The 21280-nt window shown below is 44.1% G+C and carries 24 protein-coding genes; 20 read left to right on the top strand and 4 right to left on the bottom strand.

The annotated features are described in order from the left end of the window. Window positions 1–348: 348 nt before the first annotated feature. Window positions 349–1110, top strand: a complete 762-nt coding sequence (locus R7P80_RS14755) for a hypothetical protein (RefSeq protein ID WP_064354473.1) — start codon at window positions 349–351, stop codon at window positions 1108–1110. A 102-nt stretch (window positions 1111–1212) separates the two neighbouring features. Beyond that, entirely contained in the window at window positions 1213–2244 is a 1032-nt protein-coding gene (locus tag R7P80_RS14750; protein ID WP_005374275.1) for a hypothetical protein, read from the top strand. Between the two features lie 163 nt (window positions 2245–2407). Here R7P80_RS14750 and R7P80_RS14745 read toward each other — a convergent pair whose 3' ends face one another. Together R7P80_RS14745 and R7P80_RS14740 are read right to left on the bottom strand one after the other, a co-directional pair. Continuing rightward, the gene (locus R7P80_RS14745; protein ID WP_005374274.1) at window positions 2408–2764 is read right to left on the bottom strand and encodes a YibL family ribosome-associated protein; all 357 of its coding nucleotides are present in this window, start codon (window positions 2762–2764) and stop codon (window positions 2408–2410) included. 85 nt (window positions 2765–2849) lie between these two features. Next, window positions 2850–3845, bottom strand: coding sequence for a 2-hydroxyacid dehydrogenase (locus R7P80_RS14740; RefSeq protein ID WP_054579202.1), 996 nt, complete (start codon window positions 3843–3845; stop codon window positions 2850–2852). Between the two features lie 241 nt (window positions 3846–4086). Here R7P80_RS14740 and R7P80_RS14735 point away from each other — a divergent pair, with 241 nt between their 5' ends. Beyond that, the gene (locus tag R7P80_RS14735) at window positions 4087–4569 is read left to right on the top strand and encodes a murein L,D-transpeptidase family protein (RefSeq protein ID WP_225491649.1); all 483 of its coding nucleotides are present in this window, start codon (window positions 4087–4089) and stop codon (window positions 4567–4569) included. A gap of 35 nt (window positions 4570–4604) precedes the next feature. On the opposite strand, the gene R7P80_RS14730 is transcribed toward R7P80_RS14735, so the two are convergent. Next, entirely contained in the window at window positions 4605–5315 is a 711-nt protein-coding gene (locus R7P80_RS14730) for a glycerophosphodiester phosphodiesterase family protein (protein WP_017819703.1), read from the bottom strand. A gap of 230 nt (window positions 5316–5545) precedes the next feature. Between R7P80_RS14730 and R7P80_RS14725 the strand changes: the two genes are divergently transcribed. The 9 genes from R7P80_RS14725 (at window position 5546) to R7P80_RS14685 (ending at window position 14839) form a co-directional block, all read left to right on the top strand. Beyond that, window positions 5546–6211 (top strand): response regulator transcription factor, encoded by a 666-nt coding sequence (locus R7P80_RS14725; RefSeq protein ID WP_005386018.1) that lies wholly within the window; start codon window positions 5546–5548, stop codon window positions 6209–6211. Beyond that, entirely contained in the window at window positions 6211–7584 is a 1374-nt protein-coding gene (locus R7P80_RS14720; protein WP_017819704.1) for a sensor histidine kinase, read from the top strand. The genes R7P80_RS14725 and R7P80_RS14720 overlap by 1 nt, the downstream gene beginning before the upstream one ends. A 207-nt stretch (window positions 7585–7791) precedes the next feature. Next, entirely contained in the window at window positions 7792–9885 is a 2094-nt protein-coding gene (locus R7P80_RS14715) for a TonB-dependent siderophore receptor (RefSeq protein ID WP_054729623.1), read from the top strand. 74 nt (window positions 9886–9959) lie between these two features. Beyond that, window positions 9960–10727 (top strand): DUF3450 domain-containing protein, encoded by a 768-nt coding sequence (locus R7P80_RS14710; protein WP_005374260.1) that lies wholly within the window; start codon window positions 9960–9962, stop codon window positions 10725–10727. Next, entirely contained in the window at window positions 10728–12095 is a 1368-nt protein-coding gene (locus R7P80_RS14705; protein ID WP_053350833.1) for a MotA/TolQ/ExbB proton channel family protein, read from the top strand. Continuing rightward, window positions 12095–12649, top strand: coding sequence for a MotA/TolQ/ExbB proton channel family protein (locus R7P80_RS14700; protein ID WP_017635540.1), 555 nt, complete (start codon window positions 12095–12097; stop codon window positions 12647–12649). Before R7P80_RS14705 ends, R7P80_RS14700 begins: the two co-directional genes overlap by 1 nt. Next, window positions 12646–13050 (top strand): ExbD/TolR family protein, encoded by a 405-nt coding sequence (locus tag R7P80_RS14695; RefSeq protein WP_005374257.1) that lies wholly within the window; start codon window positions 12646–12648, stop codon window positions 13048–13050. The genes R7P80_RS14700 and R7P80_RS14695 overlap by 4 nt, the downstream gene beginning before the upstream one ends. After that, window positions 13050–13670 (top strand): energy transducer TonB, encoded by a 621-nt coding sequence (locus R7P80_RS14690; RefSeq protein WP_005374256.1) that lies wholly within the window; start codon window positions 13050–13052, stop codon window positions 13668–13670. The genes R7P80_RS14695 and R7P80_RS14690 overlap by 1 nt, the downstream gene beginning before the upstream one ends. Beyond that, on the top strand, window positions 13667–14839 hold the full coding sequence (locus R7P80_RS14685) for a tetratricopeptide repeat protein (protein WP_205391283.1): 1173 nt from the start codon (window positions 13667–13669) through the stop codon (window positions 14837–14839). The genes R7P80_RS14690 and R7P80_RS14685 overlap by 4 nt, the downstream gene beginning before the upstream one ends. Before the next feature lie 67 nt (window positions 14840–14906). On the opposite strand, the gene R7P80_RS14680 is transcribed toward R7P80_RS14685, so the two are convergent. Next, a complete protein-coding gene (locus tag R7P80_RS14680; RefSeq protein WP_042523421.1) occupies window positions 14907–15395 on the bottom strand; it encodes a hypothetical protein in 489 nt (162 codons plus the stop codon). A 379-nt stretch (window positions 15396–15774) separates the two neighbouring features. Between R7P80_RS14680 and R7P80_RS14675 the strand changes: the two genes are divergently transcribed. From R7P80_RS14675 to R7P80_RS14640, 8 genes are read left to right on the top strand one after another with little or no spacing between them, the layout of a single operon-like run. Next, window positions 15775–16404 (top strand): PepSY-associated TM helix domain-containing protein, encoded by a 630-nt coding sequence (locus tag R7P80_RS14675; protein ID WP_064369691.1) that lies wholly within the window; start codon window positions 15775–15777, stop codon window positions 16402–16404. Between the two features lie 21 nt (window positions 16405–16425). Then, on the top strand, window positions 16426–16965 hold the full coding sequence (locus R7P80_RS14670) for a DUF2271 domain-containing protein (RefSeq protein WP_054576196.1): 540 nt from the start codon (window positions 16426–16428) through the stop codon (window positions 16963–16965). Between the two features lie 15 nt (window positions 16966–16980). Continuing rightward, window positions 16981–17811, top strand: a complete 831-nt coding sequence (locus R7P80_RS14665) for a DUF4198 domain-containing protein (RefSeq protein WP_225491650.1) — start codon at window positions 16981–16983, stop codon at window positions 17809–17811. 42 nt (window positions 17812–17853) lie between these two features. Further along, complete coding sequence (locus R7P80_RS14660; RefSeq protein ID WP_005374251.1) at window positions 17854–18174, top strand: hypothetical protein; 321 nt, start codon at window positions 17854–17856, stop codon at window positions 18172–18174. Then, window positions 18171–18722, top strand: coding sequence for a DUF6162 family protein (locus R7P80_RS14655; protein WP_005374250.1), 552 nt, complete (start codon window positions 18171–18173; stop codon window positions 18720–18722). The genes R7P80_RS14660 and R7P80_RS14655 overlap by 4 nt, the downstream gene beginning before the upstream one ends. Before the next feature lie 22 nt (window positions 18723–18744). Further along, entirely contained in the window at window positions 18745–19671 is a 927-nt protein-coding gene (locus R7P80_RS14650; RefSeq protein ID WP_065275096.1) for a metal ABC transporter solute-binding protein, Zn/Mn family, read from the top strand. After that, a complete protein-coding gene (locus R7P80_RS14645) occupies window positions 19671–20399 on the top strand; it encodes a metal ABC transporter ATP-binding protein (RefSeq protein ID WP_225491651.1) in 729 nt (242 codons plus the stop codon). Before R7P80_RS14650 ends, R7P80_RS14645 begins: the two co-directional genes overlap by 1 nt. Next, window positions 20399–21274 carry a metal ABC transporter permease gene (locus tag R7P80_RS14640; protein WP_005393560.1) on the top strand — a complete coding sequence of 292 codons (876 nt, stop codon included), beginning with the start codon at window positions 20399–20401 and terminating at the stop codon, window positions 21272–21274. Before R7P80_RS14645 ends, R7P80_RS14640 begins: the two co-directional genes overlap by 1 nt. Window positions 21275–21280 lie beyond the last annotated feature (6 nt).

The following is a 21280-nucleotide window of genomic DNA, read 5'->3' as shown; positions in this document are numbered from 1 at the left end:
GAAAGCACCGGTCTTGAAAACCGGCATACGTTAATAGCGTATCTAGGGTTCAAATCCCTATCTCTCCGCCACTTTTAAAAAAACCGCTGTTCTTACAGCGGTTTTTTTGTATCTGCTGTTTTTTAACCGCTGTTATCGAAACTTCTAATTGGTTTTTCTCTAGCTCTTTCTCCAAGTTTTTGCGTACCTACATTGGGTTTAGTTTACGCAGTAATACCTTCAATCGAAGACATTTCCATACGTCTCATTTGGGCTTCAAATAGAGCTTTGTTAAGTCTCAACGTGGGATGCTTAAACGCATTTTGATAGAGTCCCAGTCTAAATACTGCAAATGTACTTGGAGAAAAAATGAAGCTACTTTACTGGTTAGATGAATGGCAAGCTCTTACTCAACAAGAACAAGAGATGGCTTTACCTATCTCTGGCTACGATTTACTTGATGATGTGTTTGTGAAGTATGAACTCGTTGATCTTAACAAGCCATTGTTGTTTACATTTTCTCCTTCCGGTACTGATGTGCAGGTACAAGATTTAACTCCGGATTTTTCTCCTTGGGGCTACGAGCTCGGAATACAACAACAAGTAAACATTATTGCCTTTCAACATTTAGGACAAAGTAATTGGTTCCGTAGTCGGAATTTGATTTTCTTTCTGGAGCAGCTATCTGAGTTGCTTCATCCCTTCAAATGTCGTTTGGGTTATGGGCAAAGTCGAGGTGGCTTTGCAATTGGCGCGTTCGCTAACTTGCTGAAACTAGAACATCTTTTGTTGTTTTATCCTGTTAGCACTAAAAATAAAGCGTTAGTGCCTTGGGATGATCGGCCGAGTACTGAGCTTGCTCAGCAGTTTGCTTGGGAAAGCGGCTACCATGATCGAGATTTGGGCAATGCCAAAGGTTATATTATTTATGACCCATCCAATCGCATTGATCGTCTCCATGCTAAACGTTATCCAGAGCTTACCCATTTAAAAGTCGTCGGTATGGGACACGGCACTCAATCCACACAATTAGATAAATTAGAATTTTTTAATCTGGTGGCGCAGGAGTTTGTTCGCCATCAAACCTTAGATATTGACCAATTTAATAAGCAAATTCACGCTTTGTTTTAAAAGAGGACTGATATCAGAGTCCCCTGTAACCAGGGGGAGATGATCACACACTAAAACTAGATTTTTAACACAATTGCTAGGCGCAATTTAGATGGAGGATTAATGAAGTTACTGTACTGGTTGGATGAATGGCTGGCTCTTTCTCGTGAAGAACAGCAAACCAGGCTACCGATGTCCGGGGAGGACTTACTTGATGATGTATTTGTTAAGTATGAGTTTGTCGACCGCAATAAACCGTTGTTGTTCACCTTTTCCCCTGCTGGTACGAATCTACAAGTACAGGACTTACACTCAGACTTTGCGCCTTGGGGCTATCGCTTAGCCCAGAAACAAAAAGTAAATATTATTTCATTTCAGCATCTTGGGAAAAGTAACTGGTTTCGTAGCCGTAATTTAATTTTCTTTCTAGAGCAACTGTCGACTTTACTTGAGCCCTTTGAATGTCGTTTAGGCTATGGACTTAGCCGCGGTGGTTTTGCTATTGGTGCCTTTTCCAATCTATTAAAGTTGGATCAAGTATTGATGTTTCACCCGGTCAGCACAAAAAACAAAGTTTTGGTGCCATGGGATGATAGGCCAAGTACTGAATTAGCCCAACAATTTGATTGGGAAGGAAAGTATCACGACCTTGACCTTGGCGATGCAAAAGGCTACATCATTTATGATCCAACTAATGAAATCGACCGCCTTCACGCCAAACGCTACCCAGAGCTCACTCACTTAAGAGTCTTCGGGATGGGACATGGTACCCACGCGACGTATTTGAATAAATTCGGTTTTTATAAGCAAGTGGCCGTAGACTTTATACGTTATCAGAAGATAGATATAGCGCAGTTTCGTCATCAGACCAAAACGCTGCGCTTAAAAGAAGATTACTATCAGTGCCTTAACAAGGCGAATGCGAGCTCACAGCATCGTTTAAACTTACTGAGTACCGCTCATAATGTACTAATTGAAGAAAAGAAAGAACATGTGAAGGAGCATCAAGCACAAATCGATATTCAGCCACTTGTTGATATTGCACTTAAGCATGAGTATGACAACCCGCAAGATGCAGTACAACTTTTGGAAGTCGCTCAGCAGTTGGTTCCGAATGATCCCGTTGTGGAGCACAAGTTGCAGCAACTGTCGTAACGTTGAGATATAATGCGGACGATATTGGTCGAAATAGGTCAGTGGCTTTTGTCGCTGGCCTTTTTAATAGCTTATGGATTGATATTTCGATGAAATCTAATGAAGCAGTACAAAATAAAAAGCCCAAGCAAATGCTTGGGCTCCATAAATGTTAATGCGAGTTTTAAAACTCTTTTGGCGCAAAGCCTGTCATCACATCAAGGCGAAGTTCTTTACCAACTTTTGTTAATGGGTGAACGATTACTAAGCCGCGTACGCGTTTTTTCAGTTTGCCGATGTCCGCTTGTTCTGCTTTGGTGATTTCACGAGAGAAAGGCATATCAAGTAAGCTTTTACGTTCTTTGTTCAGCTCATAGTTTTGCTTGTGCTTTAACTGGTTAAGCTTTTTGGTAAGCTGTTCTACTTCATCCGTGAACTTTGTAATCATTTCGTGATCACCACGAGAACGTGCCGCATCAAGTTTACGTTGGCATGTATCTAAACGGTTGTGCAGCTTTTGAATATCAGTTTTTATGCTCATGGTAATTTGGCTCAAATTTTAAATAGTCGAGGAGTATAGCATAGCTGAGATCACACGCTCTACTATACTTCTCGATTGTCTGGCTTTAGTTAATCAGTTCATTGCCCGATACGTTACCAGAGAAAAAGGCTTCGACGTTATCAAGCGTCACAGAGGCAATGTTATTAAGTGCTTCGTGAGTCAAGAATGCTTGGTGGCCAGTAAACAGCACGTTATGACAAGCCGATAAACGGCGGAAAACATCATCGACAATGACATCGTTAGATTTATCTTGGAAGAATAAGTCTTTTTCATTGTCATACACGTCTAGGCCAAGCGCACCAATCTTACCTTGTTTCAACGCTTCTATCGCCGCTAGTGAATCTAGCAACTCGCCTCGACTGGTGTTAATGATCATTACACCATCTTTCATTTGCGCGAAGGCTTTTTCGTTCAATAAGTGATAGTTTTCTTCACTCATTGGACAATGGAGAGAGATAATATCCGCATTAGCGTAGATTTCTTCAAGCGAACAGTAACGGGCTCCCATTTCTAGCGCTAATGGGTTTTCGTAGGGGTCGTAGCAAAGCAGTTCCATGCCAAGCCCTTTGAAGATACGCATCGTCGCGATACCAATCTTACCCGTACCAATAACACCAACGGTTTTTCCGAAAAAGTTAAAGCCAACAAGACCCTCTAGCGAGAAGTTGGCGTCACGTGTGCGTTGGTAGGCCTTGTGAAGACGGCGGTTTAGGCACATCATTAAACCAACCGTGTGCTCTGCCACTGCTTCTGGTGAGTAAGCAGGAACTCGAACCACTTGTAAGCCTAGTTCTTTGGCTGCTTGTTGATCAACTTTATCATATCCCGCGCAGCGCATAGCAATAAGCTTGGTCCCGCCCAGAGAAAGCTGTTTAAGGACAGGAGCTGAAAGATCATCATTAACAAACGCACATACGACATCACTGCCGTGCGCCATCTTGGCTGTTTTTTCGGTTAGTCGGAAGTCGTGATAGTGAAATTCAAAATCGCGGTTATTTTTAATTTTATTAAAAGAGGCTTCGTCGTAGGATTTTGCACTAAAAAAAGCAATGTTAATCATGGTTCCCTCTCAAAAAGTGCGGACTTTATAAATAAATATGCTTATAAAGTAATGCAACTTAGCCGCAATGAATAGAGAAATCTTCTCTTTGACTTTTGTTGTATCAAATAACGATAAGAAGTACGCCTTTCAGCGAGTCTATCTTATGGTTCCGCATTAGATACTGTTTGCTTTACGAGCATTAACTGACTAGCATTATCGCTCTTTTCTTGTTCACTTTATTAGCTTAGGCGTTACGACAATGTCAGTAAAATGGTGCTCTATGTTCTTGTGTTGTGTGTTTGCTTCTGGCACTCACGCAGCTGTTGACCTCGTTAAAGTCGACAAGTCTAAGCGTCGAATGTATTTGATGGAACAAGGAGCAGTGCTAAAAGAATACCGAATTGCTTTAGGAGCGAACCCTCAAGGACATAAACAAGAAGAGGGAGACAATCGCACACCAGAGGGCGAATACACTCTAAATTATGTTATAGAGGACTCTGCTTTTTATCGTTCTGTGCATATCAGTTACCCTGATGCGATTGATACGTTGGAAGCGAAGCGCCGAGGTGTGTCCCCTGGAGGGAACATCAAAATTCATGGCTTAAAAAACGGTGAGAGTCAGTTGCCGATTTACATCCAAAGTTTTGATTGGACTAATGGGTGTATTGCGATTACCAACGAGGAGATGGACGAATTTATCCAGCTTGTCGAGATGGGGACACCAATTCAGATTGAGTGGTAACAAAAGGTCCCCTTTAATGTTCTGGCTCTTATAGGCTATGGCATAAAGCGCTGTGGATGATCACTAAAAATACCGTCTAACTGAGGCAGGTATTTCAGTTTATTTGGATTGTTCACCGTATAGCACATCACTTTGTAACCGGCTTGTTGGAGTTTGTTTATCTGGCGAGTACGAACCCAGTTAATATTTAGGTTGCAGCTATAGGCACTAACTTCTTCCAAAAGGCGTTTATCTTTTCTCGTAAAGAATTCACTTAACACACCCAATCGGTAGCCACTGCAGTATTTGTGCATCGCTCTAATGACGTCATGACTAAAGCTCGATAGGAGTACATTCTCTTGCGGCATTGGACTTTTTGTTAACGCATTGGCGAGAGTCTGCGCCACTTCTTCCGCTGGATGGTTGTCTACTTTAACTTCGATATTCAAGTTAAGCTTATTCTCAGTAGCTAAAGTGAGCAGTTCATCTAGTGTCACGATCTTCTCGCCTGAAAAGTCTGTGCTAAACCAACTACCGAAATCTAATGCTTTTAAGTCTTCCAGGGTGAGCTCATCAACACGCCCTTGTCCATTGCTGCATCGATTGACGGTATGATCATGGCAAACCACTAAAACATTATCTTTGGTAGGCTGTATATCCACTTCCACCCACTTCAACCCCAGGTCAATGGCTGCCTGAATGCTTATTTTTGTATTCTCAGGGTATGAACCTGCCACGCCACGGTGACCAATTAATAACGTTTCCATTCGCTTTATCTTTTGCTTTGCGGTTGCCTGATTGTACTCGTTTTTTCTATGAAGATATATCTAGGTGCATATTGTTAGGAACCTTTAGTACAAGTGAACATTAAACTCTAATAGTACGTTGCTGCTTCTTGGACTGAGTCCTGTGGACTTAAAGCCTTAGAGTGTGTAGTTGTTTAATTGGTAAATGAGTAATAAAATGCGAACCATTTTTATTTGAATGGTGAGTGGTAATGTCACGAGTTTTGATAGTCGATGATGACGTTCCTTTGTGTGAGCTGTTAGAAGCGGTTTTGCAAGAGGAGGGCTACATCGTATCTTCTGTGCATTGCGGTGAAAGTGCGCTGCAATATATGGAAAAAACGCCTGTAGATCTTGTATTGCTTGATGTCATGTTACCAAACCTTAACGGCATGCAAGTTGCTCGTAGGATCTGTCAGCGCTTCGCGACACCTATTCTAATGCTTACCGCTCTCAACGATGAAAACTCGATGCTTGATGGTTACCAAGCGGGGGCCGATCAGTATATCGGAAAGCCCTTTAATGTCGCTGAGCTTCTAATGCGCATCAAAGCGATTCTTCGTCGTGTTGGCTTGGAACGTCAACGTCAGACGATGTGTAGTACCGTTCAAACGATCAGCGACCAGCTTAATAGCTTACCCCTCACAAGTACGGAAGCTGAACTATTGAGCTACTTGGTAAAAAACCAAGGAGTCGTGATTTCAAAAGCAGAGCTTCAAACTGAAGTGTTAAAGAAAGAGCTGAGTCCTTTTGATCGCAACCTTGATATGCACATCAGTAACATACGTCGCAAGTTAGTTGAAGCGGGGCTTTCCAAGCAACATATCAAAACCTTCCGTGGCAAAGGTTACAGTTATTTAGAGGCTGTAAACCGTTAATGAAGCTCCGATGTCCACCTTTTATTGCAAAACGTAAAGATAGCTTAGCGTTCAAGTTATTTAGTTGCATGACCGCAATTGTCATTAGTATTTTGGTCGTGCAATCCTTAGCGGAACAAGCTCTGGTGAAAGCCATGTTGAAAGTGCCCGATAGTGTGCGAGAAGAAATGCTAGACCTTGCACATCAAGCCAATGTATTGATTGAGCACGGAGACATGGACGAACTTGCTGACTGGGCAAATGCGCAAAACTTTTATTTATTTGTGTTGAATGAACATCAGCAACCAGTTACGCACCGTCTGATGCATCCGCACTTCGAGTTCAAACTTCAATTTAAGAGAAGCATTGATGATCAACTTGAGGGGAAAGTGAATCGCCCCATCATCAATATTCCTTTAGTTCATGGCAATACTTTAGTGATTCAATTGCCACATCGACTGCACCCTGCAAATGACTTCATTCTGTATTTCTCTATTCTCAAAGTCGTGATTGCAGTGGTTATTTTGGCGCTCTTTTCGCTGCTAATGGCACGTAACTTACAGCAACCATTGGATCGATTGAGAGAAGCAAGCAAAAAGCTATCTAATGGCGATTTTAATGTCAGTGTCGTGAAAGAGCTGAAGTCGAGCACGCGTGAGTTTAACGAGTTAGCGCAAGATTTCGATCACATGACGCAACAGATTCATTCTCTCGCTGAAAAGCAGCGACTGCTTATAAGAGATGTCTCTCACGAATTGAGAACGCCGTTAGCGAGGCAGAACTTGGTTCTGCATCTTTTGCGAAAGCGTGTTGGAGAAAGTGAGCAAAGCCTAGTGGCAAGGCTAGAAGATGAAGCAAAAGAGCTAAACCATTTGATCAGCGATATATTGGAGTTCAGTCGCTTGGAAAATGCGCGCTTCGACAAAGCCACGAAACGCTGTGATTTAGAAGTTTTGCTCTCCCCGCAAGTAGAACGTTGCAAAATAGATTTGAAGTCAGAACAGACGTTGTCTTTCCGCTCAGAAGCTGTATGTGCTAAAGCCATTTGTGAAGAAACGCTGGTCATTCGTTGTTTGAACAATCTTATTGGTAATGCCATTAAATATTCAGGACCAGCATCTCAGATAGAAGTTTCTCTGGAAAATTATGTCAAAGAAGGGCAGCAGTTCACCACCATGTCAGTATCTGATGATGGGCCTGGTATTCCAGAGAACAAGCTGGTCGATATTTTTGATCCGTTTACACGCTTAGATGCTTCTAGAGATAAAAAGCTTGGTGGCTACGGTTTAGGTCTTGCGATTGTCAAAGAATCCATGCGTATTATGGGTGGAGCAGTCACGGCGAAAAACCGTGAGCAAGGCGGTTTGAGGGTTACTTTAGTGTTCAAGCAATAAGTATGATTAAGTCGTAATTTTTGTGATTAATGTCACATTATCATGGCGCATCATCAGAGAGTACTTTACAAAAGTTTGCAAATGCAAAGAATGTAAATTTAATGCAAATGGTAATACTTATCACTTATATTCACCCGCGAAATAATTAAGAGGGAATCGCATTCAACAAGTATGTGACCCGAAAAATAATAATCGGAGTGAAAGGATATGTTTACTAAGAGCCATTTGGCGTTAGTGATCGGTGCAGTGTTAGCAACACCTGCAGTGGCGGAAGTTCAAACAGACGAACATGTAGTTGTAGAAGGTCGAGAGTTCGGCTACAAGGCAGATACAAACAGTACAGCAATGCGCATGGAAATGACGCAGCTGGAAACGCCGGGACAAGTAGCGGTTATCGATGAAACGGTAATTGATGAGCAGCGTGCAAGTACACTTGGTGAAGTGCTACGTAACGATGCAAGTGTTAGCGCGGGTGGTACAAGCCGTAACCGCGAACGTTTCTCTCTACGTGGTTTTGAACTTAGCAGTTCAGACGGTTTTCTTCGTGATGGTCGTCAACACTGGTCACACTACCGTCAGCCAATTGAGCTTTTAGAGCGTGTTGAAGTGCTTAAAGGTCCATCAGGTCTGCTATACGGTAAATCTGAGCCGGGTGGTTTGGTAAACATGGTTTCGAAAAAACCAACAACTCAAACACAAGCAAGTTTGAGTCAAGATCTAGGTTCGAATGATCACTCACGCACTGTGCTTGATGTGAGTGGCGCGCTAAATGATGCAGAGACACTGCGAGCGCGCGCAATTTTTGCCAAAGAAAGCTACGGCTCTTGGCGCAGGTACGGTGATGGCACTGAGCCTAAAACAGATCGTACGGTAGCTGGCCTAGTGGTTGAGTACGATATCACAGACAACTTTATGGTATCGGCTCATTACGATCGCACGAAAGACGACGGTAGCGTGGACTCTGGCGCATACATTGTTGATGGCAAAGCGGTTCGCGGTGATAAGTACATTTGGGATGCGCAGTGGTCTGAAATTGATAACGAAGTAGAAAACTACGGTGTCGATATTAATGCGCAAGTCACGGATAACGTGAACGTAAAAGCAGGTTACAACCGCCAAGACTTTAAGCGTTTTGATGTAGAGTCTTACCCTAAGTTTGATCAGTATGAAGAGTTAAATACGATTAAGCATCGAGGCAACGATCGCTCCGATAATTGGGTATTTGATACTGCATATATAGATGTGACGACGGACTTTACTTTGTTCGGTACGGAAAACACGTTGTTAGTGGGCGCTAACTACTTAGATTACAGTTATGATCGCTTTATGGCATTTCATAATGAGGCGAGTATTGCGCCAGGAGAAACGGTGCCTAAGCCTAGCTATAGTAGTTCGAGGAAATCACCAACAGCTGAGTACGATACTTGGGGTATCTACGCGCAAAATATGATGACTATTAATGATTACTGGCAAGTGCTTGCAGGTGTTCGTTATGACGAAAAGCGTGATGATGAACTGACCGAAAACCAAGTTTCTCCAAAGTTAGGTGTGATATTCCACCCATCGACGAATGGCTCGGTTTACGTTCAGTATTCTGAAAGCTTTATGCCGCAAGGTGAAGTCAGCAACGGTAGTCGTACCTACATCAATGAAGGTGAGAAACTCGACGCTGAGCGTGGTATCTCTTATGAAATCGGTACGAAGTGGGAACTGTTTGATCAGCGTTTATTTGTATCTGGTGCTGTGTTTGATATCACGTTAGAGAACATCTCGCTGGATGTTGAAAGCGGCAAAGACGCGGGCGGCAATCTCCTACACAAGAAAACGCAAGGTGGTGAGCAAGTTCACAAAGGCGCTGAGTTAATGGCTCAAGGTTTTGTGACCCCAGAGTTGTCGCTAACCGCTTCTGCAATGTATTTGGATGCAGAGCTTAAGAAGGCAGAAAGATATGAAGGTAACCGCCCTGTAGACGTGCCAGAGTTCTCGGCAAGTCTATGGTCTAGCTACAAGGTTCAAGACAACACTAACTTAAACCTTGGTTTGATTTATGAAGGTGATCGCTACGGTGATGCAAAGAACACCTTCAAGAAAGATGGCTACGCTCGCGTTGATATGGGCGTGTCATACAAACATAAGTACGATGAAAACTTGGATATTATTGCTCGATTCAATGTCGAGAATTTATTCGATACCGACTACTTCGCAGGTGGTGGTAGCACGAATGGCGAGCAAAAAGGTGCGAGTGGGGTTGTGGTTGGAGAAGGCCGCAACTACATGGCAACAATCCAGTTCAAGTACTGATAACAATTTGATTATTAAAGGGGAAGGGTAGTCTTCCCCTTTGGTCGTTTTTGGAACACAGAAATATAACTCGTATGAATCTAATGAAATCAAGTATCGCTCTGTTGATATCATCGGTTTTGATTCCCGCTCACGCGGCGAACTTAAACGATGCACAAGCTGTGCAGAGTAAAACAAACCAGTCGTCGGCGGTAAGCCAAAAACGTATTGATGCAAGCGCAGAAAAATCACTTACTCTAGAAGCTGAAATTGAGCAGCTGCAAGAGGAAGTCGGTAACTTGAAGATTTATCGCGATCACCTTGCAAGCCTTGTTGAAAGTCAAAATCAAGAAGTTGATAGCTTGAACGAGCAAATTGAGCAGATTGCTCAAACTCGTCAAGGTGTCGTGCCTTTGATGTATCACATGCTTGAGGGCTTAAAAGTGCTCGTCGCTAACGACAAGCCTATACGCAAAGCGCAACGTGAGGAGCGAATTGCAAAGCTGGATTCCATGATGACGCGTGCAGACGTTGCGGATGCAGAGAAGTTTCGTCGTATTTTAGAAGCGTACCAAATTGAAATGGATTACGGCACCAAGCTTGGCGTTTACCAAGGCAAGATTAACCTAGGTGACAATGAAGCTGTGGAGGCGGACATTCTCTATTTAGGGCGTTTGTCTTTGGTAGCGCGTAGCTTATCTGGTGACACATTTTGGAGCTGGTCACAGCAACAACAAGCATGGCAACAAGTGGGTTCTGAGCAAAAATCAGAGCTAGACAAAGCGTTCGCTATGGCGAATAAACAGATCGCGCCGAGCATGTTAACTCTACCAGTGTCGTTAACCGCTGCGGAGGGCAAATAAATGATGAAAAAATGGTTATCGGTTGCATTAATCTCGACAGCCGCATTAATGCCTTATACAACTTTTGCTAGTGATGCGTTGTTACAAAAGGCGCAGCAAGAAAATCGTCAACAGCAATCGCACAATGTCGCGCGTGAATCAGGTTTTAAGCAAACAGAGCAAGACCTACAGGCTATAAAGAATAAATTGGTGGCAGAGCGTGCTGCTCTTCAAGCAGAGGCGGACTCATTAAGTGTTACCTTCGGTGAAAATGAAGCAGAACTGGCACAGCTAGAAGAAAAGTTGCGTCTAGAAACCGGGAGCCTAGGTGAGTTATTTGGCGTCGTTCGCCAGAACGCAAAAGAGCTAGAGTCTGAGCTAAAAAGCTCAGTAACCGGTGTAGATGCAAACTCATATCAGAAAGATATCGATGCTATTGTTGCGGCTAAATCACTGCCAACGTTGACCCAACTTCAGGCGATGTGGCGCAGCATGGAAGAACAAATCAAAGCAAGCGGTGAAATGGCAAACGTCTCTTTCACACTGCTAAATGGCGAGGGTCGTGAACAAACGGTTAGTGGTGTTCGTCTTGGTTCTATGGCGCTGCTGGATGACACTGGCTACGTTAAGTGGAATGGTCAACGCGGAGATGCGGTAAACTATCTTCGTCAGCCTGAAAGCGGTCCAACAGCGAATACTATTTCCTCTGGTGACATTGATGCGCTTGTCATAGATCCGTCACGTGGCATTCTTCTTGAGCAGCTCGCAAACTCACCGACTTTGGCTGATCGCCTAAATGCGGGTGGCGTTGTCGGCAAAATCATCCTTGGTTTATTGGCTATCGGCCTATTGATTGCGCTCGTACGTGGTGCATCTCTGATGATTTCGCGCCAGAAAATCATGAAGCAACTGAAAACCCCAGCGCAGCCAGGAAACAACCCTTTGGGTCGCGTGCTTGCGGTATACCAGAAAGACAAGCATCGCAGCGTAGAAGCGTTAGAACTACGTCTTTTGGAAGCCGTTGTTGATGAGCAAACCCACCTAGAAAAAGGGTTGTCGATGCTTAAGCTTCTTGCTGCTCTAGCTCCTATGCTTGGCCTACTAGGCACGGTAACGGGTATGATCGAAACCTTCCAAGTCATCACTCAATTTGGTAATGGTGATCCGAAAGTAATGGCGGGTGGCATTTCGATGGCACTTGTGACTACCGTACTTGGCCTTGTTTCAGCCATGCCTTTGCTATTAGCGCACAACGTATTGAGCTCTCAAGCAGAAAATATTCGCAGTATCTTAGAAAAACAAGGCATCGGTTTAGTTGCAGAACAAGCTGAGCGTGATATGCCGAGTAACAAAAGTCACTCTAACACCTTAGCGGAGAACGCAGCGTAATGGAGCAGATCCTACTCAGCACATTGGGTTTGATCAGTGAGGATTGGGCCACAACCTTGATGAGCTTTATGCAGCAAGGTGGTCAAATCCTATGGTGGCTGGCCGCCGTCGTGGCGGTGTGCTGGCTGTTGGTTATGGAGCGAGTTATTTATCTCACAACGGTTTTCCCTGGGGTAAAAAAACAGCTTTGTGAGCAGTGGCAAGCAAGATCAGAGCACCACTCTTGGTACGCGCATCAAATCCGTGAAGGATGGATTGCAAAAGCGCAAATCGAACTGCGCCAAAACCTATCGACTATTAAGCTACTTGTGGCGGTTTGCCCAATGCTAGGGTTGTTAGGGACGGTGACAGGCATGATTACGGTGTTTGACGTAATGGCATCGCAAGGCAGCAGCAATCCGAAATTGATGGCTTCTGGTATCTCACTTGCTACGCTGCCAACCATGGCGGGTATGGTAGCAGCGCTTGCGGGCATGTTTATTCATGCTCGCCTTAGCAAAGTGTGTGAACGAAAAGCTATCCAGTTAGAACAATCTTTAAGGAGTCAAAAGTGAGACTCGGACGCAGACCTAACCAACAAGATGAAGCTCAAGTCGATTTAACCTCGATGCTTGATATCGTCTTCATCATGTTGATCTTCTTCATTGTGACCAGTTCGTTTGTACGTGAATCTGGTGTAGAAGTGAATCGCCCTCAGGCTTCTAATGTAGTAAGCCAAAAAGACGCGGGCATTTTTATCGCAGTAACGGCAGCGAATGATGTGTACATCGACAAACGAGTGGTTGATATTGAGCGTGTTGAGGCCTCTATTGAGCACCTGTTACTTGATCAGCCTGATGCTTCGTTAGTTATCCAAGCTGACGAGCATGCTTACAATGGCACTGTCGTGAAAGTGATGGACGCTGCAAAGGCGGCGGGTGTGAAGAACATTGCATTGGCGGCGGAGAAACCTTAATGGGCAGGCTGTTACTTGCACTACCAGCATCACTGTTAATTTCTGTGAGCTTGTTTAGCTTTATGGCGTGGATGGTTGATAAAGGCAACCAGCGTGCGCCAGAAGCTTCAGAAGCCGTTCGTTTTGATATGGTGATGGTAGAGAATGAAGCAGACGTGCAGCGTCGTCAACGTTCAGTGCCGGAGCAACCAGAACCACCTCAAGCGCCGGAGCCAATGGATCTGTCTCAAGCTGACACTCAAATGGAACCAATGAGTCAGATGACGCCAGTCAGTGCTTTAGGTTTAAACACTGCCCTTGAAGGCATCGCGATTAGTGCACCAAACTTGAAGGGAACAATGGGCAACCAGCAAGCACTGCCGTTGTATCGTGTTGATCCTCGCTATCCAAGTAAGGCGCTGAAACGTAGAGTGGAAGGTTATGTCATTATGCGTTTCACGATCGATGCAACTGGACGACCAAAAGATATTGAAGTGATCGAGGCTGAGCCCGAGCGCATGTTTGAAAGGGAAGCAATCCGTGCGCTTAAAAAATGGAAGTATCAGCCAAAAGTTGAGGATGGTGTGTCAATTGAGCAGTTCGGACAAACCGCTAAAGTGGAGTTCAAGTTAGCCAAATGATGAAAAAATTCTTAATCGGTACGGTATTAAGCCTGAGTGCACTCTCAACCATTGCCAGTGAGTTAAGCCAATACACCGCAGTGAGAGTTCAACGAGCACATAATTTGGCTCAAGAAGAGAAACTGAAAGAAGCGATTTCATCTCTTGAAGCTATGGAGCTTTCTCGTGGATATGACCAAGCTTATGTCGCTCGAATGTTGGGTATTTTTTACTGGCAGAACGAGCAAACTCAAGCGGCGATTAAGCAACTTGAGTTGGCAGTCAATAGTGGTTTGCTACAAGATGAGCAAGCATGGCAAACCCGAAAAATGTTGGCTGATATACTGCTGAACGAGCAACGTTTTTCTAAGGCTTTACCTCATTACTATGCCTTGAGCAAAAACATTCCTAAAGGTCAAAAAGCGCATGAGCTATGGCTGCGTATTTCCCAATCTCATTATCAACTGAGTCAGTGGCAAAAAGTGCTTTCAGCAATGGCTCGTTATGAGAAATTTGGTCAGCCAGACAAGCTTGGCGCATTGTCGATAAAGCTTTCTGCTGAGCTAGAACTGAAAAAGTGGAAGCCGGCAATCTCGACCATCAAACGCTTAATCGTGATTGAACCTGAGCGAATTGAATGGTGGCGTCAGCTTGTTGCTCTATACCTACGGGTTGATGACAACAAACGTGCCCTAGACTCTTTGGCGTTGGCAAAACTGAAAGGGTTACAACTTAGCCAAGATGACTTAAAGCTGCTGGCACAATTGTACGCGAAACGAGGTATTCCTGAGAGAGCTGCGTTGGTGATGAACGAGCTAGAGGATGTAAACTCGAATAGTAAGCTAAAAGCTCAGCAAGCAACGTATTGGCAAATGGCAAAAGAGTGGGAAGAGTCTATTGATAGCTGGCGTATTGCAGCTCAGCTAGATAGGCAGTATTACTGGAACTATTCTCAACTGTTGGTGCAAGAAGGCCATTATAAAGATGCCATTGCCGCGCTCGATAAGGTCAGAGGTCGTAAAGCGGATGTTGCACTTATCAAAACTCGCGCTTACTACAAACTTAAGCGGTTTGACGATGCGCTCGCTAATGCCAAAAGAGCGAATGAGATTAAGCCATCGAATCAGGCAAAGAGTTGGGTTAAGTATCTATCACAGCTACGCAAAGTAGAATCGACGCAGAACTCATAGCGAACATTTTTATTAAATACCCGAGCTCAGTCTCGGGTATTTTTTTGTCTAAAGTCATAAAGGCTATTTATTGTATGAGCTTTTCATAAAAAGCTAATGCATCAAATGGTCGGGAGAAAAAAGGGCTTTTCTCTATGTATTCTTGATGTACCTTGCTCAGTGTTTCAAACTTTTCTCTCGATGTAGGTTCGATATGAAAAGTTAGGCTTTCAGTCGATTCTACAAGCTTTAATGTTGAGGTTCTTGAAGCGTTATTTTTTGCTATTAATAGATAATATGCTAGCTCTTGCTTCTCTTTTAATACACAAGCCTCAAAAGCTTTCTCGCTTAAAAACGGCAGAACAGGAGTTAATGCTTCTATATGCTTCTTTGAATACTCTAGGGTTTGTTTGTCAGGTGTATTCTGGTCTGCCATAGATTCGCACAGCTTTATCTTAGCACCATAATTATCGATAGATTGGCTTACGTTGTTAAACAAACTGGCTTCAAACTTTTCACTTGCGAAAGTGACACTTGAGAAAAGTGATAAGAGAATTATTCCAACATTCTTGTTCATATTTTTCCTTCTGAACTACACCATAACGTTTGGCTAGCATCAGAAAATCTTCTCTATCTAACCCTACACTAACTTCTTAGCTTACCTTTTTTATCTAGTTTATGGATAGTTTTTAAGCTTTTCATTAAATATACATAAAGGCGCATTTTGGTGGAGTCTATCCCACTTTTTAGTATTGGAAATATCATTAAATTTTGAGTCATTAAAATTGATAGGGTTATTATCTAGAGGGTAGGCAATCGGTAACTCGCATTGGCCCAAATAGCTAAAACATGTGCAAGCCAAGCTGAATTGAAAAAGTAAACAATGTAAATTAAATGCCAATACGAATGATTATCACCTAAATTATGCCCCACATTTATTGGTGATGATTGTTTTTATGTTGCTTAAAAGCAAAGGTGTTCAAACTTGGGCTCGCCGCCTACATATCTATATTTCGATGGCTCTTCTCTTAGTTACGCTGTTTTTTGCAGTAACTGGTATTACCCTCAATCGCCCCGAATTGTTTGAACGCAGTGAACCTATCATTCAACAACATACTCTGACGGTTCCGCACTCAGTTTTATTCTCACATTCAGATACCTTTCAACCTAATCGTGAAGGGCTGGTGGCTTTCTTGACTAAAGAAACCGAGCTTCGCGGCACTCCCTCCGCACTAGATGTGTATACCGAAGTTGAGCAAGGTGAGTTGTTACTCGGAGAGCTTTCTATGGATTTTAAAGGCCCGGGTTATAACGCTACGGTCTTTATTGATATGACTACTGGTTCAGCAGACGTCGAAACGACGCACTACGGTATTGTTGCGCTGCTGAACGATCTACATAAAGGACGCAACAGTGGTGGGATTTGGAAGTGGTTTATCGACGTCACTGCGCTTTTGATGGTGTTTTTTGTTCTTACAGGCGTGTGCTTGTTACTGCCTAAGAAGAAGACGCTCAGAACGTCAATGCAATGGATGAGCTTTGGTACGTTACTGTCGCTCGTAATTTATTTTGTTGCTGTTCCATAACAGCTTTTTTAGAGAACACTTATGTTGAACACAGGAAGATTTTTCCGCCGTAATCACTTTTGTAAAGCCGCTTTGATCGCGGCTTTTACTCCTTTCTCTCTTTCCGCGGCGCCTCTACCAGATAACGCGAAGGTCGACTTCGAACTCGAACTTCCAAAGATAGATACCTCAATGTATGCACGCCCTTATGTGGCGGTTTGGGTTGAAAACGATCAGCGTAAACCGGTTAAAACCATTCAGTTATGGGTAGGGAAAGACGAATGGTTAAAAGATCTACGCAGCTGGTGGAGAAAAGCGGGTCGTTATGATCGTGAACTTGTTGATGCGGTGACTTCTGCAACACGTCCTGCTGGTCAATACCGCTTTGTCTGGGATGGAACCAATGACTCAGGGGAGCGTTTGGAGCAAGGAAATTACACGTTGTACGTCGAAGTCGTTCGTGAACACGGTGGGCGAAACTACTTACGTCAAAAAATAACGCTAGCGGACAGTGACGTGCGCTATGAGCTTAAACCAACACAAGAGACGGGTGTCATCACCGTCAATTATCAAGTTAAGTGATTAAAGGACACAACAATGAAAACCAAAATGAAAGCAGTGGCATTGGCGAGTGTAATGGCAATGGGATTGGCTGTAACCACCACCGCGCAAGCACATCCACGTTGGGTTCTGCCCTCTCACTTTACGGTTTCTAAAGAAGGCGGTGACTGGCTGACATTTGATGTTACTGCCTCTCACGGAACGTTTGTTTTTGATAAGCCTGCGGGTAGTGATCAGGCATTTGTGGTGATGCCGGATGGCCGCTCTGAGCGTCCTAACTTTGTTGTTCGTGGCAAGCGTCGCTCTATGTTTGATTTCTTTTTTACAGACGAAGGCACGCACAAAGTTGCGATTAATAATCAGCCGAGCTACTACACACAATACAAAGCGGGCCGTCGTGATACGGTGAAATGGGCGCGAGCAAACAAAGCTGAGCGTGGTGACGTGCTTCCTGAGCAAGCGCGTGATGTGGTTACTCAACTAAGTTACACCCGAGCAGAAAGCTACATTACGGTTGGTATGCCAACGGACAAAGCGTTGGAGATTGAAGGCAAAATGCTGGAGATGAAACCGATCACGCATCCATCGGACATCATTGAAGGTGAGCCTGTGACTTTCCAGTTTTTCTTTAACGGAGAGCCACAAGAGGGCGTTACTGCTGAGATTACACGTGAAGGTACCATGTACCGAAACCATCAAGAACAAATCGATGTGGTGAGCGATAAAGATGGCAAAGTGATCTTCACGCCAGAAGTCGCTGGGCGCTACTTAATGAAAGCGAACTACAAAGGTGAATTAAAAGATAATCCATTGGCGGATAAAGCGAGTGCCAATGTTCATCTTACGTTTGAAACTCAACTTAACTAATCGAATTAGGCTCAGCAATTGCTGGGCCATTTTGGAATTATCATGAATAACACTTCTCTTCTAAAAGCGGTTTTGCTTTTTTCTGGATTTGCGTCCTTTCACGCTGCTGCACATTTTCCTCTGATGAGCTGTCACTTGGCGCAAGATAAAGTGATTTGTGAAGCGGGCTACTCGGATGGATCGACAGCGGTCGACTACGATGTCGAAATGTACGATTACGACGACAATCTGATCGCCAAAGAAAAAACAGATAAGCGTTCCATCGCAGAATTTACTCACCCTGAAACAGATTTCTATTTGGTATTTGATGCCGGACATGAAAGCCCGGTGGAAGTGGATATCGTTGAGCTGAAAGAGAAATGAGTGTACAGAAAGTTCGCCCTGATGATGGTAACCGAGAAGGAAAGTGGGTCGCACTGACAATCGCAGCAATTCTCAGTTCAGCAGCCATACTTATGCCCTACCATCAGGTCGCGACTGAAAAGCCAGACATGCAGTCTCATCAAGTGTTAATCACGGATTTACATCAAAATGAGTTGGGGTTGATCGCTGAGCTTAAGCTCGCTCATGAAGAGATTCGTGATTTGCAGTTAGATACCGGAACTTGGCCTGAGATCTCTGATATGGAGGTGCTTTGGATTGCTCCGTTCGTGAAAGACCAAAACTGGAAGCGTAAAGGTTCTCATCAGTGGCAACGAATTGATGACGGTGTCTACATTGGCGTGAAGACCAGTGCCCAAGGCTCTGCTTCCATGCTGTTGGATAGCCGCAGTTCTCAAGCTGATATTTGGTTTAATGATTCTAGCCGTTCGTTAAATGTGGAGGGACTAAGCGATCTAGCTAAACGCCACGATTTCGGGTGGAAACAAATCGTTCTGTCAGACTCTTCCTCTCATTCTCACGCCCATTAAGACAACATAATTGATAAGTACTATGATCAAACGCTCTCTTTTACGTCGTATTCTTACAGCCACCGCGTTATTGACGGTGTCTTCTACTGGCTTTGCTGCCGATAAACTCAGTATTGGTATTACGCTTCAACCTTATTACAGCTATGTTAAAGCCGTTGTTGGTGAGAAGGCGGACATCATTCCTTTGGTTGATGCTGGTTTTAATCCTCACAACTATTTGCCACAACCTAATGATCTTAAGCGCTTAAATGAAATGGACGTAATAGTGATCAATGGTATTGGTCATGACGATTTTGCACTGAAAGTGATCAAGGCTTCTCAGCGTGATGATCTCGTGGTTATCGAGGCGAACAAAGAAGTGCCTTTATTGCCTGCTATGGGGCAGTCTGTTGGTCAAGGAGCAGTGAACCCTCACACCTTTGTCGGTTTATCAACAACCATTCAAAAGGTTTACACCATCGCGAGTGAGCTAAGCCAATTGGACCCAGACAATGCTACGTTCTATCGCCAAAATGCTCGTAAATACGCGAAAACATTTCGCCTGATGAAGCGTGATGCAATGTTGTCTCTTGGTGAGTTGGACACGGCTGGTATGAAGGTGGCGACAACCCACAATGCTTACGGATATATCCTTCAGGAGTTTGGTGTTGACGTTGCCGCTGTCATTGAGCCTGCTCATGGTGTAGAACCAAGTGCAAGTCAGCTACAGGAAACGATAGAGAAAATTCGTGAATCGGGCATTGATGTTCTGTTTTATGAGCTCAATATGCCGAATCGCTTTGTTGATACCATCGAAGAGGCGACTGGGGTGCAGCTTTATCGCTTTTCTCACATGACTCACGGTGAGTATGAGGCCGATAAAGTTGAGGTTGAGATGCGAGATAATGTGGAAACACTAATCGAAGCCATGAAATTTGTGGCGAGTAAGCGAGCAGGGGAAAAGGCGTAATGACTGGACCTTCCGTTTCCTTAAGTAACGTGGGCCTAAAATACGCCGACAATATCATTTTGCAGAATATCAGCGCCGAATTCGAGAACGCGAAATGTCACGTGATTATGGGACCGAATGGTGGTGGGAAAACTTCTTTGCTTCGTTCGGTACTTGGACTTACGCCGTTTTCGGGAAACATTGCACTCAATTGGCCAGAGCCATCAGATGCATCGGGGAAGATAGGGTATGTGCCACAAAAAGCGATGTTTGAAGCAAGCCTCCCGTTAACCGTGATGGATTTTGTACTGCTTAACCAAACCCGTATCCCTCTATTTTGGCGACGTAAAACGAAACAAACTCAACATGCCCTGGCCCAGCTGGATCGCGTGGGTATGGCAACGCGTAGCGACCGTCGTATGGGGCAACTCTCTGGCGGTGAGCAACAGCGTGTTTTGTTTGCGCAAGCTTTACTGGATGAGCCCAATTTATTGGTTTTAGACGAACCTACAACTGGCATGGATGAGCAAGGTGTTCGATATCTTGAAGGTTTGATTCATGAAGTCGTTGGAGAAGGCAAAACGGTACTGGCAGTACACCATGACGTGACCGCAGTGCGCCGTTTAGATGCGCAGGTCCATGTTGTAAATCGTCAAATTGTGGCGTCAGGGCACCATTCAGATGTACTAAGTCCTGATCGTATAGAAACATTATTCAAGCACTACACAGCAAAAGTGGAGGCTGCATAATGGATTGGTTGCGAGAGTTAGCGGTTAGCGGCGTTGAAGCTGGATGGTTAAGCGATAGCTTTTCTTATGCTTTCATGGTGAACGCAATTGTTGCAGCGCTGATATTAGGACCATTACTTGGTGGTCTTGGTACATTAGTCATCGCCAAGCGACTGGCTTTTTTCTCTGAAGCGGTTGGGCATGCTGCGCTTACCGGAATCGCGATTGGTGTGTTGCTCGGTGAGCCGCCAGAGAATCCGATCATCGGATTGTTTAGCTTTTGTATGATTTTTGCGCTGTTGCTTCACTTTGTTCGTAATCGTACGAATGTACCTTACGACACACTGGTTGGGGTTTTTCTTGCACTAGCGTTAGCGGTTGGTGCTGCGCTGTTAATGTACGTTGCTCGCAAGATCAACATTCACATGTTGGAGAACGTGTTGTTTGGCTCGATCTTGACTGTGACGGACAACGATATCCTTATTTTAGCGATCAGTTGTTTGATCATATTACTGCTTCTTATTCCAACGTTTAACCGCATTTTGCTGACTTGTATTAGCCCGGATATTGCACGTGTACGCGGCTTTAATACCAGCTTTTATGATTACTTATTTGTCATGATGATCACCTTGGTCACCATCGCCGCGGTAAAGATTATTGGCGCTGTATTGGTTGGTGCATTGCTACTGATTCCTGGTGCAACGGCTCGGTTATTGACTAAACGCATGGGCAGTTTTGTTCTCCTTTCTTCTTTATTGGCAACCATTGCGTGTTTAGTAGGAACCATACTGCCGATGGAGCTTGAGCTACCAGTGCCATCAGGCGCATCCATCATCATTGTTTCTGCGGCATTTTTCCTAACAGCAACGGTTTACCGAATTATCCAAAAAGCGTAACCCTTT

Source organism: Vibrio sp. 2092, assembly GCF_033339635.1.
Classification (GTDB): Bacteria; Pseudomonadota; Gammaproteobacteria; order Enterobacterales; family Vibrionaceae; genus Vibrio; species Vibrio alginolyticus.
The sequence above is the reverse complement of the archived record's forward strand: the minus strand, read 5'-3'. Positions and strand labels throughout refer to the sequence as shown.

Coding starts and splice junctions, on each gene's coding strand:
- R7P80_RS14680 (WP_042523421.1), bottom strand. CDS start 15,395: ATGAACAAGAATGTTGGAATAATTCTCTTATCACTTTTCTCAAGTGTC.
- R7P80_RS14725 (WP_005386018.1), top strand. CDS start 5,546: ATGTCACGAGTTTTGATAGTCGATGATGACGTTCCTTTGTGTGAGCTG.
- R7P80_RS14700 (WP_017635540.1), top strand. CDS start 12,095: ATGGAGCAGATCCTACTCAGCACATTGGGTTTGATCAGTGAGGATTGG.
- R7P80_RS14650 (WP_065275096.1), top strand. CDS start 18,745: ATGATCAAACGCTCTCTTTTACGTCGTATTCTTACAGCCACCGCGTTA.
- R7P80_RS14675 (WP_064369691.1), top strand. CDS start 15,775: ATGTTGCTTAAAAGCAAAGGTGTTCAAACTTGGGCTCGCCGCCTACAT.
- R7P80_RS14655 (WP_005374250.1), top strand. CDS start 18,171: ATGAGTGTACAGAAAGTTCGCCCTGATGATGGTAACCGAGAAGGAAAG.
- R7P80_RS14640 (WP_005393560.1), top strand. CDS start 20,399: ATGGATTGGTTGCGAGAGTTAGCGGTTAGCGGCGTTGAAGCTGGATGG.
- R7P80_RS14740 (WP_054579202.1), bottom strand. CDS start 3,845: ATGATTAACATTGCTTTTTTTAGTGCAAAATCCTACGACGAAGCCTCT.
- R7P80_RS14690 (WP_005374256.1), top strand. CDS start 13,050: ATGGGCAGGCTGTTACTTGCACTACCAGCATCACTGTTAATTTCTGTG.
- R7P80_RS14745 (WP_005374274.1), bottom strand. CDS start 2,764: ATGAGCATAAAAACTGATATTCAAAAGCTGCACAACCGTTTAGATACA.
- R7P80_RS14665 (WP_225491650.1), top strand. CDS start 16,981: ATGAAAACCAAAATGAAAGCAGTGGCATTGGCGAGTGTAATGGCAATG.
- R7P80_RS14720 (WP_017819704.1), top strand. CDS start 6,211: ATGAAGCTCCGATGTCCACCTTTTATTGCAAAACGTAAAGATAGCTTA.
- R7P80_RS14730 (WP_017819703.1), bottom strand. CDS start 5,315: ATGGAAACGTTATTAATTGGTCACCGTGGCGTGGCAGGTTCATACCCT.
- R7P80_RS14660 (WP_005374251.1), top strand. CDS start 17,854: ATGAATAACACTTCTCTTCTAAAAGCGGTTTTGCTTTTTTCTGGATTT.
- R7P80_RS14735 (WP_225491649.1), top strand. CDS start 4,087: ATGTCAGTAAAATGGTGCTCTATGTTCTTGTGTTGTGTGTTTGCTTCT.
- R7P80_RS14750 (WP_005374275.1), top strand. CDS start 1,213: ATGAAGTTACTGTACTGGTTGGATGAATGGCTGGCTCTTTCTCGTGAA.
- R7P80_RS14705 (WP_053350833.1), top strand. CDS start 10,728: ATGATGAAAAAATGGTTATCGGTTGCATTAATCTCGACAGCCGCATTA.
- R7P80_RS14685 (WP_205391283.1), top strand. CDS start 13,667: ATGATGAAAAAATTCTTAATCGGTACGGTATTAAGCCTGAGTGCACTC.
- R7P80_RS14715 (WP_054729623.1), top strand. CDS start 7,792: ATGTTTACTAAGAGCCATTTGGCGTTAGTGATCGGTGCAGTGTTAGCA.
- R7P80_RS14670 (WP_054576196.1), top strand. CDS start 16,426: ATGTTGAACACAGGAAGATTTTTCCGCCGTAATCACTTTTGTAAAGCC.
- R7P80_RS14755 (WP_064354473.1), top strand. CDS start 349: ATGAAGCTACTTTACTGGTTAGATGAATGGCAAGCTCTTACTCAACAA.
- R7P80_RS14645 (WP_225491651.1), top strand. CDS start 19,671: ATGACTGGACCTTCCGTTTCCTTAAGTAACGTGGGCCTAAAATACGCC.
- R7P80_RS14710 (WP_005374260.1), top strand. CDS start 9,960: ATGAATCTAATGAAATCAAGTATCGCTCTGTTGATATCATCGGTTTTG.